Origin of the sequence: Geomicrobium sp. JCM 19039, assembly GCF_000698145.1 — a bacterium.
Taxonomy (GTDB): Bacteria; Bacillota; Bacilli; order Bacillales; family Marinococcaceae; genus Geomicrobium_A.
This window is the reverse complement of sequence record NZ_BAXB01000008.1, coordinates 91,215-106,775: the sequence shown is the minus strand read 5'-3', so window position 1 is coordinate 106,775 and position 15,561 is coordinate 91,215. Positions and strand designations below refer to the sequence as shown.

The 15,561-nt window shown below is 44.2% G+C and carries 17 protein-coding genes and 3 pseudogenes; 9 read left to right on the top strand and 11 right to left on the bottom strand.

Going from position 1 to position 15,561, the window contains the following annotated elements; translation table 11 throughout:
* The first annotated feature begins 126 nt into the window (after positions 1–126).
* The gene (locus JCM19039_RS09940) at positions 127–1,044 is read left to right on the top strand and encodes an aldo/keto reductase family oxidoreductase (protein ID WP_042426625.1); all 918 of its coding nucleotides are present in this window, start codon (positions 127–129) and stop codon (positions 1,042–1,044) included.
* 46 nt (positions 1,045–1,090) lie between these two features.
* Here JCM19039_RS09940 and JCM19039_RS09935 read toward each other — a convergent pair whose 3' ends face one another.
* Complete coding sequence (locus JCM19039_RS09935) at positions 1,091–2,689, bottom strand: glutathione ABC transporter substrate-binding protein (RefSeq protein WP_238544999.1); 1,599 nt, start codon at positions 2,687–2,689, stop codon at positions 1,091–1,093.
* 723 nt (positions 2,690–3,412) lie between these two features.
* On the opposite strand from JCM19039_RS09935, the gene JCM19039_RS09930 reads away from it, so the two are divergent.
* Positions 3,413–3,616, top strand: coding sequence for a hypothetical protein (locus tag JCM19039_RS09930; RefSeq protein ID WP_042402671.1), 204 nt, complete (start codon positions 3,413–3,415; stop codon positions 3,614–3,616).
* 48 nt (positions 3,617–3,664) lie between these two features.
* On the opposite strand, the pseudogene JCM19039_RS23150 reads toward JCM19039_RS09930, so the two are convergent.
* The 6 genes and pseudogenes from JCM19039_RS23150 to hpaI form a co-directional block, all read right to left on the bottom strand.
* A pseudogene (locus tag JCM19039_RS23150) lies at positions 3,665–3,826 on the bottom strand (cytochrome c); the annotation flags it as partial.
* Positions 3,827–3,837: 11 nt separating this feature from the next.
* Complete coding sequence (locus tag JCM19039_RS09920) at positions 3,838–4,041, bottom strand: hypothetical protein (protein WP_042426622.1); 204 nt, start codon at positions 4,039–4,041, stop codon at positions 3,838–3,840.
* Positions 4,042–4,203: 162 nt separating this feature from the next.
* The gene (locus JCM19039_RS09915) at positions 4,204–5,652 is read right to left on the bottom strand and encodes a deoxyribodipyrimidine photo-lyase (RefSeq protein WP_042426620.1); all 1,449 of its coding nucleotides are present in this window, start codon (positions 5,650–5,652) and stop codon (positions 4,204–4,206) included.
* 96 nt (positions 5,653–5,748) lie between these two features.
* Positions 5,749–6,860: pseudogene (locus tag JCM19039_RS09910) on the bottom strand (dicarboxylate/amino acid:cation symporter).
* 236 nt (positions 6,861–7,096) lie between these two features.
* Positions 7,097–7,234, bottom strand: coding sequence for a hypothetical protein (locus tag JCM19039_RS24365; RefSeq protein ID WP_193744200.1), 138 nt, complete (start codon positions 7,232–7,234; stop codon positions 7,097–7,099).
* A gap of 891 nt (positions 7,235–8,125) precedes the next feature.
* The gene (gene hpaI, locus JCM19039_RS09905) at positions 8,126–9,052 is read right to left on the bottom strand and encodes a 2,4-dihydroxyhept-2-ene-1,7-dioic acid aldolase (protein ID WP_042426618.1); all 927 of its coding nucleotides are present in this window, start codon (positions 9,050–9,052) and stop codon (positions 8,126–8,128) included.
* A 141-nt stretch (positions 9,053–9,193) separates the two neighbouring features.
* Here hpaI and JCM19039_RS09900 point away from each other — a divergent pair, with 141 nt between their 5' ends.
* The 6 genes and pseudogenes from JCM19039_RS09900 (at position 9,194) to JCM19039_RS09885 (ending at position 11,686) form a co-directional block, all read left to right on the top strand.
* On the top strand, positions 9,194–9,685 hold the full coding sequence (locus JCM19039_RS09900; RefSeq protein WP_238544997.1) for a GntR family transcriptional regulator: 492 nt from the start codon (positions 9,194–9,196) through the stop codon (positions 9,683–9,685).
* Positions 9,682–9,810, top strand: a complete 129-nt coding sequence (locus JCM19039_RS26490) for a hypothetical protein (protein WP_255343651.1) — start codon at positions 9,682–9,684, stop codon at positions 9,808–9,810. Before JCM19039_RS09900 ends, JCM19039_RS26490 begins: the two co-directional genes overlap by 4 nt.
* Positions 9,807–10,376 (top strand): annotated as a pseudogene (locus JCM19039_RS09895) (fumarylacetoacetate hydrolase family protein); the annotation flags it as partial. The gene JCM19039_RS26490 and the pseudogene JCM19039_RS09895, both read left to right, overlap by 4 nt.
* Before the next feature lie 34 nt (positions 10,377–10,410).
* Positions 10,411–10,557, top strand: coding sequence for a fumarylacetoacetate hydrolase family protein (locus JCM19039_RS27915; protein WP_373975395.1), 147 nt, complete (start codon positions 10,411–10,413; stop codon positions 10,555–10,557).
* Complete coding sequence (locus JCM19039_RS09890; protein ID WP_042426616.1) at positions 10,554–11,297, top strand: fumarylacetoacetate hydrolase family protein; 744 nt, start codon at positions 10,554–10,556, stop codon at positions 11,295–11,297. The genes JCM19039_RS27915 and JCM19039_RS09890 overlap by 4 nt, the downstream gene beginning before the upstream one ends.
* On the top strand, positions 11,297–11,686 hold the full coding sequence (locus tag JCM19039_RS09885) for a 5-carboxymethyl-2-hydroxymuconate Delta-isomerase (RefSeq protein ID WP_042426614.1): 390 nt from the start codon (positions 11,297–11,299) through the stop codon (positions 11,684–11,686). The genes JCM19039_RS09890 and JCM19039_RS09885 overlap by 1 nt, the downstream gene beginning before the upstream one ends.
* A gap of 209 nt (positions 11,687–11,895) precedes the next feature.
* Here JCM19039_RS09885 and JCM19039_RS09880 read toward each other — a convergent pair whose 3' ends face one another.
* From JCM19039_RS09880 to JCM19039_RS09870, 3 genes are read right to left on the bottom strand one after another with little or no spacing between them, the layout of a single operon-like run.
* Complete coding sequence (locus JCM19039_RS09880) at positions 11,896–12,732, bottom strand: hypothetical protein (protein WP_042426611.1); 837 nt, start codon at positions 12,730–12,732, stop codon at positions 11,896–11,898.
* Positions 12,733–12,753: 21 nt separating this feature from the next.
* Complete coding sequence (locus JCM19039_RS09875) at positions 12,754–13,380, bottom strand: NUDIX hydrolase (RefSeq protein WP_042426609.1); 627 nt, start codon at positions 13,378–13,380, stop codon at positions 12,754–12,756.
* 1 nt (position 13,381) lies between these two features.
* Entirely contained in the window at positions 13,382–14,548 is a 1,167-nt protein-coding gene (locus tag JCM19039_RS09870) for an ABC transporter substrate-binding protein (protein WP_042426606.1), read from the bottom strand.
* Between JCM19039_RS09870 and JCM19039_RS25415 the strand changes: the two genes are divergently transcribed.
* Positions 14,535–14,843: a hypothetical protein gene (locus JCM19039_RS25415; protein WP_238544996.1), complete on the top strand. Its 309-nt coding sequence runs from the start codon at positions 14,535–14,537 to the stop codon at positions 14,841–14,843. The two genes, JCM19039_RS09870 and JCM19039_RS25415, sit on opposite strands and share 14 nt — an antisense overlap.
* Here JCM19039_RS25415 and JCM19039_RS25410 read toward each other — a convergent pair.
* Entirely contained in the window at positions 14,791–15,492 is a 702-nt protein-coding gene (locus tag JCM19039_RS25410) for an iron ABC transporter permease (RefSeq protein WP_238544995.1), read from the bottom strand. The genes JCM19039_RS25415 and JCM19039_RS25410 overlap by 53 nt on opposite strands.
* Positions 15,493–15,561 lie beyond the last annotated feature (69 nt).

Here is a 15,561-nt window from a genome sequence, read left to right as displayed (position 1 = left end):
CACTTTTCTTTCTTGAATGTATCACACACCTCTCATTCCTTCATGCTTCCTTCGTTGTGACTTCATCAGGGAGCTTGTCAAAGCTAGACAAGCCGTACATACTGAAGTCATAGAGGAGGGAAAACGATGAAGTACTTTGAGCTTTCTGGCACTGACTTACGAGCATCTTCCATCATTATGGGCAACATGAGAATAAATACGTTATCCACTGCAGAAGTCGAAAGACTTACTTCGGCTGCCTTCGAGATGGGCATTAATGTTTTTGATCACGCCGATATTTATGGAGATGGGGAATGTGAACGACTTTTTTCTCAAGCGACTACGATGCAACGCGACGAAATCATTCTCCAGAGCAAGTGTGGCATCCGAAAAGATAACGGTGGTTTTTTTGATTTCTCTAAAGAACATATTGTAAGCGCGGTTGACGGCATTTTATCAAGGTTAAACACAGACTATTTGGATATCTTATTGTTACACCGCCCTGACCCCCTCGTGGAGCCTGAGCAAGTGGGCGCAGCATTTGATACGCTGGAACAAAGTGGGAAGGTTCGCTATTTCGGTGTATCCAACCATACTCCTATGCAAATCGAGCTGCTGCAAAAACATCTTTCTCAAAAGCTTGTCATTAACCAGTTGCAATTAAGCATCACACACACTCCGATGATTGACGCAGGCATAACACTCAATATGCACAATGACCAGGCAGTTAACCGCGACAGTTCAATCCTGGATTACTGCCGACTTCATGACATTACGGTGCAAGCTTGGTCCCCACTACAAACTGGCTTCTTTGATGGCGTGTTTGTCGGAGATAAGCGATTCCCAGAACTTAATAAAGTGCTCGACCGCCTTGCGGAGAAATATAGTACCTCCCCTTCAACGATTGCGTACGCTTGGATCGTTCGCCATCCCGCCAACATTCAAGTCGTAACCGGGACTCGTCAAATCGACCGCCTTCAAGAAGCGGTTAACGCCACAAACATTCATCTCACTCGCTCAGAGTGGTTTGAATGCTATCGTGCGGCGGGCAATATTGTTCCGTGAAAAAACCGACCTCATTTGAGGTCGGTTTACTATTGGGTGCTCACCGTTAATAACCAGCTTCTTCATCCGTAAAGTATGCGTCTTTGAAAAGAAATTTCCCGTTAGAACGGCGATCATATCCTTCGAAATTGGAGCTAACACCGAAGAGGTTATCTTGAAAAGCAATGCTTACCATCGGTAACTCTTCTCGGAGAAACTCTTGAATCTCACGGTATTGTGCAATTCGCTCGTCTTCGTCGATTTCTTGGCGAGCCGATTCTAGCATCGCATCCAATTCATCATTAGAATAGAATGAACGGTTCCCTTCCGCACCTTGATAATCGGTATGGAAAAGTGGATAAAGGCCGTAATCTGCATCAGCCGTTACCGTCGTCCAACCAGCCACTTGCATTTCATGATCCCCGTTCCCTGTCGTTTCAAGGAATGTTGCCCACTCCATAATTTGTACATCGGCATTGATCCCAATGTCTGTGAGCTGATCTTGAACAATTTCGGCGATAAACACATAATTAGAATTGATATCACTCGTCCAAATGCTCGTTTCAAAGCCATCTTCGTATCCTGCTTCTGCTAACAACTCTGCGGCACGTTCAGGGTCATATTCTGGAGCGTCCAAGTCTTCGTGATAACCAAACACCCTATCATTAATCGGGCTGTCTGCTACTGAACCATATCCTTCAAACAATCCTTCTACAATTGCTTCATGATCAATCGCGAGAGCAATCGCTTGGCGCACTCGCACATCGTCAAACGGCTCAACTTGCGTGTTGAAACCTACATAATCCATTGCTAGACTCGGATATACAGCCAGCTCTGCCTCTTCCATCTCTTCCACTTGATTGGCGTTTGCCGCTTCTAAACTTTGAGATACTTGGGCCTCACCTGTGGATAGCATTCCGACACGTGTGCCTTGCTCCGGAACCGTTCGGATTGCAACGCTGTCTAGGTGTGCATCTTCACCCCAGTAATCTTCATTTTTCGTTAGAACGACTTCATACCCTTGATCCCAGCTATCAAATGTAAACGCCCCAGTCCCAACAGGGTTCGTCGCAATGTTCGTATCCCCATTGTCCTCATCTTCAATCGCGGCTGGGCTAATCATGCCACCTGTATCATGCGCGAGATTTGCAGGAAGCGCCCCAAATGGATACTCCGTGATAATGTGTACCGTATATTCATCCATCACTTCAACTCGATCGATCATATCTAACAAAAATAGGCGATTGGATACATCAGGATTGATCGCTCGTTCAATGTTGGCTTTGACAGCTTCCGCATTAAACGGTTCTCCATCATGAAACGTCACATCTTCTCTTAAAATAAATTCCCACGTCACATCATCTATCTGTTCATAACTCTGTGCGAGGTGAGGTTCAATTTCAAGATCTGATGTTTGCTCAACAAGATTCTCATAAATATTGCTGCGGACAATCGTCGATGGCCCGTCATTGGAGCCGTGTGGATCCAAATCAACCGGATCGCTGGAAATTGCCATCACAGCGTCTCCACCTTCTACCTCTTCCACCCCGTTTTCGCTTGTTGAGTCTTCTGGCTCTTCATCTTGCTCACCGTCATCACCTGCGCATCCGACCATCAAAACAGCCAGCATCGGTAAGTACATGTATATTTTCCAATTTTTCATCATCTTTCATTCACCCTTCCGAATCTCTTAACCGATTTTATTATGTACAAACTCGATAGGAATTGTCAACTTTATTGTTTTAACCAAATAGGAGTCACTGCAGTTGCAAGACGGGTAGAGACTATGGATCTAGGAAAATACTATACATGTATCTATGTGAACATATTTTTAAAAGTGAAAATTTACTATTTAGGACTCTCATATTTCAGCATATCGCTAGCTTAATCACTCACTCAAGCTCACAACACAATAACGGCTATCAAAATGATGACCGCAACACCACATATCCTCATTGATAGTTCTCTCTTTGAACAATCGTATTTCGTCATATAATCTGCAATCGTTATTATTATGAGAAAAGTACAGAGACTACCGATAATTAACGCAGGATAAAATGAACTAATACTATGACTTTCTCCAAATTCACGTGTGATTTGCACAATATATAGGATGAATAAAACAATCGATACGCATAGATGGATACGTCTAATCACTTTTCGCCATAACGGTTCTGGCGTTTCTTTATTATCGATAATGATGACCTCCTTAAGCAATTGTTTATCTAGAGAAGATTTTTCAATTCCATTATATTCCTATCGGTAGCAACATGCGAACACCGATCGTACTCCCCATTTGATATTCGCCCTAGATAAAAGCTACCATCAAGCAGGAAGAACACTACGAGCTGGCGAAGTAGCGAGTAAACATTCACATAAGGAGGACGCTATGTTTGAAATTACGTTTGTGATGTTGGATAAAGCAGAGCTTGAGCATGAAGAAAGTCGATTTGATGATGAGGAAGAAGTTCGAGATCATTACCAACAATTGATGAACGCTGCTGTTGCAGAAAATCGCCCATTTATTGCTCTTGATGATGATACGTCTCTTAATGTGCACCATGTTTCGTTTTTCTACATTAATGAAATCTAAAAAAAGACTCTGTGCAAAGTAGTTTGCACAGAGTCTTTAAAGAATAAATTATTCTCCGCCGTTTTCAACATAAGCTGCAACAGCTTCTGCATCTTCTCCTGATACAAGGCCTGGAGGCATTGAGCCTGGACCTTCATCAATTGCTGCTAGGACATCATCAGCCGCAACACCCTCGATACCAGGTGTTGAGTTCATTCCTTGCATGTCATCTCCGTGACAGCTTAAACAACTCGCTTCGTAAACAGAAGCTCCTTGTTCAAGGTCAACAGATTCGCCGTCGCCAGAATCCCCGCTATCATGCTAGCGCTGCTTCCGCCACTATCTTCAAACGTATCTCCAACTGGCTCTTGCACATCACCCGCACCCTCGTTACAACCACCGAGAATAAACGCAAGTGCGCCCATTGTGATAAGTAGTTTCTTCATGGTGTACCCTCCTTTACCCTTACATTTGCGCATACGACACCAAGGTATGTATGTGCACACTTCTGTAACTTTATTTTATCACGTTAAACCAATAGTTTTAAAGAAAAGAAAAGTGAAACTGTAGGACTCCAGTGTAAGTGTTGATGTTCCGTAACAAAATTGTCACTTTTTGAAGCGAGATTCGTCTTTTTTCTCTTCATACATTTGAATTGCCGCTTTTCGACGTGCCTTATGGTCGATGATCGGTTCGGGGTAATCAGAGCCAATCACACACTTCGCCTTCTCCTGCACATGTTCTGGCATGCGACCGGGCTCATGAATATAGTCAACCGGTACATTCTGAAGTTCTGGAACATACGTCTTAATATAGGTTCCATCAGGATCAAATCGCTCCGATTGGCGTGTTGGATTGAACACGCGAAAATAAGGGACAGCATCTGTTCCTGTTGAGGCTGCCCATTGCCAACCTCCGATATTTGATGCTGGATCATAATCGATAAGCTGATCTTGAAAATACCTCTCTCCTTGTCGCCAATCTTGGAGAAGATCTTTCGTAAGAAAAGATGCTGTCACCATACGTAAACGATTGTGCATCCATCCTTCTTGATTTAATTGACGCATCGCGGCGTCAACAATCGGAAAACCAGTGTTCCCTTCTTTCCATCGCTCCCACTCGTCTTCGTCATACGACCACTCCATTCCACGGAATTGTTCTTTCCATTCCTCATCTTTCCCATTTGGATGGTCATAAGAGACCATGTTATAAAAATCACGCCACGCCAGTTCTTGAATGAACGTTTCTGCTCCTTGATCCGTACCCTTTTTCTCGGCAGCTGTTTGCACCGCTTCAAATACCATTCTTGGTGATATCACTCCGGTTCGCAAATATTTGGAGAGTTGACTCGTTCCATCAATCCCTGGTCGATCTCGGTCTTCATCATAACTGACCAGCCCATCATTCAAAAAAGCAACAAGTCGTTCTCGGGCTGCCTGTTCCCCGACATGATCAGAAAAGCGTCCGGTCTTTTGTTGCATCAGTTTTCCGTATGCTTCTTTCCCGCGCTCAAAGGATGTTCGGTAATTAACAGACTTTTTCTTTAATTCGTCTACATTAATCGTATTTAGGGCCGGTTTCGTGAGCCTTCTCCACGCCTTATAATAAGGGGTGAACACTTGATAGCGTTCCCCGTCTTTTTTGGTTACTTCTAACGCCCCGTGAAGATGATGATCAATAAACGTGTGCACCTCCACGCCTTTTGACTCTAATACCTTTATTGCTTCACGGTCTCGATCCTGACCGGCTCCGCTTTCGTCTCGATTAAAGTACACCGCTTGCACATTAAAATCGTCAACAAGCAGAGGAAATACTTCATCCACCGATCCGTAAAGAAAATGAACGTTGATCCCTAGCTTATCCCCTGCTTCAACAAACGATTGCAATGTTTCGTAAAAATAATCATGACGCGTCGAGAAGCTACTCGTCATATTCGGGTCTATAATAAACAGTGCGAGTATTGAATCCGCTGGCTCCGTATCATCTAATACGCGAGCCAGCGCTGTATGATCGCTCCACCGAAGGTCTCTTCGAAACCAGACAACATTGACGCTCATCTTACCGCCTCCTCGTTGTCGTTTTCCCAATTATCCATAACTGAAAACCTTGTCTTTCCCTTCAATCGACAAATATTTCACGGGGAATATTCCCAATTAAGCTGCTTCATCTTGAAATGCTCTATCTTTGTGCTCACTTCTATCAATGTACACCGCACATGCGCTATCTCCAAGAATATTTGTCGCTGTTCTCATCATGTCGAGAATTCGATCAATGGCAGCAACAAGAGCAATACCTTCAAGTGGTAAGCCTATGGCCGCCAATGTGATCGTTAGCATAATTAACCCTGCTCCTGGTACCCCGGCGGTGCCAATTGCGGCGAGCGTTGCAACGAGCAACACAGTGACAATGTCCAAAGCTGATAGTGACTCACTATAAAACTGGGCGATGAATACGACGGCTACACCGTTGTAAAGCGCGGTGCCATCCATGTTAATCGTTGCCCCGAGTGGTAATACAAAGCTGGATGTACTTTTTGATACGCCTACATTTTCTTGAGCATTTTTCATTGATAACGGGAGTGTTGCTGCACTACTCGCACTCGAAAATGCAAAGAGAAATGCCGGGCTCATCCCCTTCAAAAATTTGATCGGTGAGATTTTACCAAGCGATTTTACAACGGCACCATAGACAACAATGATGTGGAGTAAACACCCAGTAGCAACTGCAACAATCACCATGATGAGCGGAAGGAGTATCTCTAGCCCATATTCTCCAACAACCGGGGCAAGAATACCGAAAACCCCAAGTGGTGCCACCATCATAATCCCTGACGTTACCTTAAACATCACTTCAGCCAGCCCATCGAAAAACTTTTTCACTGGCTCTGCTTTTTCACCGACGAGCAAGATCCCGATACCGAGGCAAGTGCAAAGAAAATGATTTGCAGCATTTCCGTTTGTGCCAAACCGGCAAATGGATTTTCGGGCACTATGTTAATGAGAATATCTACGATGCTTTCATCAAGTTCGTCGACTTCTTCTTCGGCCTCTTCTGTTGTAGGAGCTGCGATTTCAACATTGGTTCCTGGTTGATACAAGTAACCCATCGACAATCCAATACCGACGGCTACGAATGAAGTAAGTAAAAAGAATGCGACCGTCTTTCCTCCAAGCCTTAGCATCTGTTTTCCAGACCCCAAGCTTGTCACCCCGACGATTAATGAAGCAAGTACGAGGGGTGCTATAACAAATTGAATGAGACGCAAAAACAAGTCACCTAGCGTTCAACAATCGTCATGCTAGGACCAAAGATTACACCGAACAAAACAGCCAAACCGAAAGCGATGAAGATTTGATTCATCAATGAAATTCGTTTCATATTCCCCTCCTATTATATATGTCACCCTTCATTTCTTCATATGTATACTCTATCCCTTGTTTTTGTCTATATTTTTAGTAAAATAGGCCAATCTCACTTGGAGATCGGCCTATCCACCCACAATTATAACGCTATGAGAAGTGCGGTTGTAAAGAGGATAAAGAAGAGCGCAGTTACAGCAACGCCATAAAACCACTTCTGACCCTCACCGTCACTTTCAATGTCAAAGTATTGGTCTACAATTGTTTTTAATTCTTTCATCATCTCTACCACCTTCATAATCTCCTTTAGTGTCTACTTTCTTAAAGGTATGAAGTTCCTACTCTATGTATTCCGCAAAATCTAGTACAAATAACCTCTAGTCTTGTCTTGAAATCTTTGTTCTTTTTGTTGAAAAAAGGAGGAAGGTGATGATTTATACTATCTAAATAAGTTGAACTTTACATTTTCCTAATTAGCGCTATTGATCGTTGCTTTCCACTACAGGCGGATGCTTGTACTCCAGAGCACAAGGGCAACATCGGTGGCCAAAGTACGCCCACCGTGTTTTCTTGACCGCGGAGGACCGGCCGAGCTCCGTAGTCTGATGGCGAAGTCACTGAGAAAATAGCGTCTCATTCTCTACGTTACTCGTTAAAGCGAACTAACGGGTCCGATCCATGTGGGGGTTTCAACTATATGGAGCGTTGGGATCGTAAATTATCCCATCATAGAACCGTCTATGTGAGAATATAGCCTTTCTATGTGGGGATTTCTGCTAATAACCGCTCCTTATTGAAGAAACTCCCATCATAGACAGGGTCTACGTGGGAGTTTATATTTATAGCAAGCGAAACTTTGGTATACATTTTTCAGTGAACTTATTACGACCTGCAGGGTCTCGTCTCGGCCCTTCTTTCGCAGGCGTCACTGCCTTTGGTTCCAATCAGCGATACTGAATAAGCGGCGTTGTTAAACTAGAGTTCCTTATTTGTGACACTGACGATATTTACACACTTTGGATATCAATGACATTCATAGAAACCATTCATTGCTACAACTGCTGTGAACGATGAACATAGATCTTCGATGACGTAGAAATTTAGGCTTTAACAGTCGGTTTACCATTGGTTCTCTGAAGAAATTCATTAGTTCAACTTATATACCTCCACCCTATGACAGTTGCTTAGAAACCTCAATCTGATAGTCTACTAATGTTTCACGAATCTCTTTTTGTAACGCTTCGGAAGGGAGGTCCATCGGCAAGCGTAACGCTGGGTGAATCTTGCCCATCATTCCAAGTGCTGTTTTTACCGGGGCTGGGTTCGTGTCTTTGAACAATACGTCGTTCAATGGCATCAGTTCAAAGTGCAGGCGCCTCGCCGTGTCAATATCGCCATCAAACCACGCATTGTGCAAATCAGCCACGGCTTTAGGTGCTACATTGGCGGTCGCACTAATTGAACCCGAACCACCGATCGCAAGCATCGGGTAACAGAGCAATTCAATTCCAGAAAACAGCAGAAAATCTCGACCACAGTGCAGTAAAACACGGTTTACGTGTTCAAAATCTTTGTTGGATTCTTTTGCACCGACGATGTTCGGGCAGTCTTTGACGAGCTGCGCCATCGTTTCCACTTCAAGGTTTTGTGCTGTCCTGCCTGGAATGTTATAAATAATAATCGGAATATTCACCGCATCGGCAACGGTTTTGAAGTGTTTATACAACGCTTGCTGATTCGGTTTGTTATAGTATGGTACGATGACCATCGCTGCGTCAGCACCCATTTCTTCCGCTTTTTTTGTGAGATACATCGTCTCGTTATGGTTCGTTGACCCTGTACCCGGAGCAAACGGAACACGACCATCGATCGTTTTCATCGCCTGCTCCATGACGAGCACTCTCTCTTCTAGCGACAGCGAACTCGGTTCACCGGATGTCCCTGTAACCGAGATGCCGTGTGACCCATTCTCAATCTGGAATTCAATTAATTCTGACTGTTTATCAAAATCAATGTCATGATTCTCTTTGAACGGCGTAATGACTGGGGCAATAGATCCTCGTAACCTTTGCTTGATTTCATCGTATCGTTGCATCATCATTCCCCTTTTCGTAAGCGTTTTCAATATCATATATCCAATCATATATGATTTCAAGGGAAGTTATTGTGATTGTGAATAAATTCCGCTATACTTTGAGCTATGAAAACGGATACGAGTACGAAAAGTGGTTACGCCTACATGTTGGTAAAAGAACGCATTCTCGACGGAACTTATTTACCTGGACAGCGACTTGTTATTGATCAGATTGCAAAAGAAGTTGGCTCCAGTCATATTCCTGTTCGAGAAGCCATTCGCAAACTTGAGGCCGATCAATACATTGAATACCGTGCCCATGCTGGGGCTGTTGTTACAGGAATTGATGCCGAAGTTTACGAGGAAACCCTTCAGCTTCTCTCCATTTTAGAAGGCTTTGCAACCGCTGAAGCGTCGACGTATTTAGGCGAAAATGAACTAAGAACGTTACATACGTTAAACGACAAGATGCAAACCGCCTTGGAGTGCTATGACCTGACGACGTTTGGCAAGCTAAACAAATCATTTCATTTTGCGATTTATGACCATTGCCCTAACGAACTGCTCGTTGCTCACATCACAAGTGCGTGGGAGAAGTTGGACACCGTTCGCACGTCAGCGTTTACGACGTTGCCGATGAGGCACCCAATTCATTGAAAGAACACCGCGAACTGCTTCACATGTTCCAGGAAGGAGCGCCAAAAGCCGAAATTGAAGCCTTCAGTCGTCAGCATAAACAAAATACACTGCTCGCCTTTCAATCAAAGGAGGAACCCGAATGATTTCGATTTCTGCTAAGATTCAAGGACAGTCTCACCATATGACACACCGCATTGACCCGGCACAGAAACAGACGACCGTGCGCTACGATATCCCTACTGGCGGCACGGTATACGGGGCCGCGCTAAACTACACAGAGGAGCTCACCCAATTCGGGGACGATTTACATAACGCGCCGTACAACCGCCCACCCGAAGCACCCGTCCTGTACATCAAGCCTAAAAACACGCTCGTCGCCGACCAATCGCCCATCCCAGTCCCAGATAAAACTGAATATTTGGAAGTCGGTGCAGCGCTTGGTATCGTGTTTGACCGCGAAACCTGTCGCGTGTCTGTCGAGAACGCCCTTGATTACGTAGCTGGATACACGATTGCAAACGATGTGAGCATCCCGCATAAAAGCCTACACCGTCCGGCAATTAAGGAAAAATCAAGAGACGGTTTCTGCCCGATTGGACCGTGGATTACCCTTCGAGAAAGCGTCCCAAACCCAGACGACCTCACCGTGCGCGTATCGATTAATCAAACGATAGAACAGACGGCTTCCACACGCTCACTCGTTCGAGACATCCCCCATCTCCATTGCGGACGTGAGTGCATTTATGACCTTTTCTGCTGGAGACGTGTTGCTCGTCGGCACCCCACCGAACCGCCCAACATTTCAGCGTGGAGACACCGTCACCATTGAAATTGAAGGAATCGGAACGCTCGTTAACACCGCACAAGATGAACCGGAGGTGAACCGATGAAACAAGCACGGATCGTTTACGAAGGAAAAATCCAACCCGCTTTCGAGAAAGAAGGCAGCATCGAACTCTGTGATGGGCGAACGGTTGAAGAACATCAGGTCCAATGGTTGCCGCCTGTCATACCTGGTACAATCTTCGTTTTAGGGCTTAACTATGCAGACCATGCAAAAGAATTGGCATTTGAAGCCCCGAAAGAACCGCTCGTATTCTTAAAGGGTCCGGGCACGCTTGTCGGACATAACGGGGTCACTGTGCGACCTAATGATGTGACGAACATGCATTATGAGTGCGAGCTTGCAGTTGTCATTGGTAAACAAGCACGACACGTCAAACGAGAACAAGCTTACGACTATATTGCTGGTTATACGGTCGCCAATGACTACGCCATTCGCGACTATTTAGAGAATTATTACCGCCCCAATTTATGTGTGAAGAACCGTGACAATAGCACACCAATCGGACCGTGGCTTGTCGGACGTGAACACATCGATGACCCAATGAACCTGACTCTTCAAACGACCGTCAATGGGCGAGTCACGCAGACGGGCTCAACGCGAGATATGGTATTCTCCATTCCTGTATTGGTGGAATATTTGAGTAGCTTCATGACGTTACAGCCAAACGACATAATTTTAACGGGTACGCCAGAGGGGCTCGAGCGAGTGAACGCTGGAGACGAGGTGGTCACCGAGGTGCAAGGTGTCGGACGGCTTAGAAACTTTATTCGAGGTGATGCGTGATGCCGCACATTATTGTTGAGTATACTGCCAACTTGCAAGGTGAGACGGATGTGCGGAAACTGCTCGCTCGGATGAATCGCGTGTTCATCGCCCGCCCAGAGACGTTTCCTGTTGGCGGCATTCGTTCCCGCGCAATCGCACTGACAGATTATGTAGTTGCCGATGACACCGTCGATGATGCGTTCGTTCATACGCAAATTCGAATCGGTGCCGGCCGCTCTGAGGAAGAGAAGAAAGACGTGTGTGACGCTCTGTTTCACGTGATGGAAGACCACTTCAAGGAACTCTTTTCGGAGCGTTACTTGGCGTTGTCATTGGAGTTGTATGAATTCCCAGTCTCTGGAACGTATAAGAAAAACAACATTCATGAGCGGTATAACCGTGTGTGAAGTGACGAGGGGCGTTAGTGTTTGAACATGTGGCCCTGTGGTCGTGGGTTTAGGAGAGTTGCATGGCGCTATGTCTCTGTCCCCCAACAACTCAAACGATGGGCCGTTGGCGAAGAGATCGATAGTATACAACGTCTTTAGTTACACTTGTAGAGTCACCTTCCACTTTTACGATAAAATCCTACCGACTATAAAAGAGTAGCCAATGGCTACTCTTCATTCAACCGAATTCTTAAATAGGTACGATCATCGTACGATTCATTTCCGTGCATCAGCCCTTTGGAGCTCTTGAAAATACGGAAACAAAGAGGATCTTCCTCCAATAGATTAAATAACGCATTTTCCGTATCAGAAAGTGTGGGTTTCAAGTACGGATAACCATCAGAGCCTAGGACAAGTTCATTTGCATTTTCAGGAACACGAACCGTGCGGATTCGGTCTATGGCCATCGTAAATCCATTGATTACTTCGTAACCGTAAGGGTGTTCCTTCGGCAAGTTTTGAAATTGATATTGCATTTGAATAAGTGGACGAATCGCAGCAAATCCGCTGTCATCAGTCATCAGCATGTCTACTGACTTTCCACATTGAATTTCCGCTTCTAAATACATTGATCTAGCATTTGCAGTAATGTCATCAATTAGTTTCTCATGAGCATATGAAACGTTATCAATGAGGCATTGACAATCACCAATCATCCACACGACTTTTCTTGCATGACTGTACAGGCTCATTACGGCAGATGGCGTGGCAAACGGCTTATCATGAATGAGTTGCTGAATGCCCTCTTCTTTATAGCGATCTTGAAGTCGATCATTAATATATTCAATAATTTCTTCGATGTCCGCCTGTCCATCCACCTCAGCAAGGGTTTCGCGAATTGTATACGCCGAAAGTTGTCCAGGGGTGAGTCCACCTATCATCTCCCCGGAAACGTTCGTCGCTCCGTCAATGACAGCTGCAAAGTGCTCATTATAAAAATAATGATCTTCACACATCGTATTATCGCCAGTTTTAGCAGCTCGATGTTTTTCTACCAGTTTCAATGTCTATCTTCCTCCACTCAATTAGTCAAAATAAGGAGGCAACGTCTCATCCTTAATTTGATTTTGGATAATGTTCACTTGGCTTTTAGTCATCCGTTGCAAGGAAAGCGGTGGAAGATGCTCAGGACTGAAGAAATCCACAGCGTCTGTTTCGATACTCGTTTGTGCTTCACCACTTACAATTGAGCACAGAAACACCAGCGTATAGATATCATATAAAGAAGATGGTTGTGGATGGCACTTCCGATCAAATACAGCAAGTAATCGGTCTACGTTTATTTTGAATCCAGTTTCCTCAAAAACTTCTTTTTCTACGGTTGATCTTGGCGTATCTCCAACATCAGACCAGCCCCCAGGTAAACACCAGCACTTGTCATCGGTTTCTTGAACCATTAACCAGCGATCCTCTTTTACGACGACAGCGCGCACACCAACCTTAGGTGTGGCGTACCCTTGTTCGAAAGAAAAAGCTTCTTTCACAATTTTTAACTCTTCCTCACCACTAAGCTCACTCATCATCTCCACGGATAAATCTCGCAGAGCTTCATATCGCCCTTGGTCATACGGATCCTTACAATATGCTAGCCCACTCTGAGAAAGGGCTTGAATTTGTTTAGCCCACCTTAATACCGGAGACTCTGTTGTCATCTCAATCGACCCCTTCACTCTCAACGCTTTCCTGTAAGGACTGTAGGAGGTTCCACCGCTCTTCATCCTCAAGCTGAGCATTTTTATATTCAAGATGATTAATAGCAGTTTGAATATTGATCGTATCGTTTCTTCTCAACCACTGTTCGAATTGATAATTAGTAAAGAGGTCAGCACGAACAGGTAAATAATAGCTATCTAAGCTCAATTTGATTGACATCTCAGGTTCATCTAAATATTGAAAGAAAGATGTGACTTTCTCTTTTGGCGCGTTGGTAAACACAATAATTCCAGCTCCTCCTGCCGGATAAGAGGTCCCTACTTCTGGCAGTGAAATCATTCCGAGGTCAAAAGAACCCGCGATGAGCCGTCGGAGCAATTGGTGTTGATTAAGTGATGACATTAGAAAAAGGCCGTCACCATCGACAAATTGTGGGATTGCAAGTTGATGCGTTAGTTTGGGCATATAGCCCAACTCATTCACGAGTCGAGACCACTGATTCAATTCGGATTGTTCGGGGCTAAAAGACAAATCATTATGCATTGCCTCCATATACCAGGGTGTTTCCATGTCTGTGTGGAAATGCCACAGTTGATCATTGTTCACTTTGCTATGAAATTGGTCAACATCCTCCCAAAATGAATCCCACGTTAGGCGATTAAAGTTCTCCATTCCATACTGTTCTGCCAAAGAGGCATTGTAGTAGATGACTGGAACATCCAATCCGATAGGCAAAGCATATCTCGTATCATTAAACGTAAAGCGTTCACTTAACGCTTTAAACATTTCGTCAATCTTATTTGCATTTACATACGTTTCAACTGGCTCAATTAAACCTTGTTCGGCAAAGTCTGCCACTCCATAATGAGCATGAATTTCTGCTAAGTCAGGGGTTTCATTCAAAGAGACCGCACCATATAATTCATCCAATAGTTGGTCATGGCTCGTAAAGAGTCGTGTTTGAATGGTCACCCCTTTATTGTTTGTCTCTGAAAAAGTCTCACTAGCTTCCACCAGAGCAGGTTCAACGGTCCACAATTTGAGGGTTTCATCATTAGTCGTTGATGAATCTTCAAGGTCATTGTCATGGTTGGAGTATGAAAGCAGATACAAGCTTAATAATAGTACGATGCTTACACTTATATAAAAGAGGATGTATTTAGCCATATTGATCCTTCCTGAACAAAAATCTAGGTATTCAAACTATATAGGAAGGCCACGCTTACCAGAAATAATTGTGACGACAATGAGTGATACAATTGTGCTCAATGTAAGAATTGATGCCAGCGCTGCGGCAGCGCCTAAGTTAGAAGTAAATACTTCACTATACACAGACACAGAAATTGTCGCCGTTGCTGCAGAATACAAAACGATTGTTGAGCTAAGCTCATTAATTGTCGTTACCCAGCTTAAGATGCTCCTGACAATACGCCCGGCACCATTAGAACTGCTGTTGTCTTAAAGAATGATTTTACCGGTGAAACACCTAAACTGATGGATGCCTCTTCAACGCTTTTATCGATTTGATGCAATACTGCAGTACTTGACCGCATCGTATATGGGAGTCTGCGGATACAATATGCGATAACAAGAATCACCCAAGTTCCCGTAATTTCAATAGGTGGTTCATTAAATGCAAGGATCAGGCTAATTCCTAAAACTGTACCCGGCATAACATATGGAATCATAATCAACGAATCTAGAAGTGCTGTCAGTTTTGAACTCCGCCGTACAATGACATATGAAACGAGCAATCCCATCACTAGCATGAAAACCATTGCAATGCTTGAGTACGTAAACGTATTAATAATGGCATTAGGAACACGATAGAATACTTCTCTGTAGCTGTCTAACGTAAAGCCGCTCGTAAACACAGGACCATTTGTTTGTCTGAATGATGTCGTAATCACTGTTGCTTGTGGAATTAGAGAAACTGTTAATAAACCAGCAATTCCCATCATCATCGCGGTTTTTAATGGCCACCGTAAGCGTACAAGTTTTGGCGCGTTCATGCTATTCATCGTGTATGTTTTTCTAGCGATTAAGTAGCGCTGCAAGAAGAGAATACTTGTCGTAATTGTAAGTAAAACAATACTGATTGTACTTGCCATCGCTGGGCTAGAGCCAAGCTCATTTATAAACATTTCAAAAGCAAGAACAGGTAAGAGCGTGTCACTTTG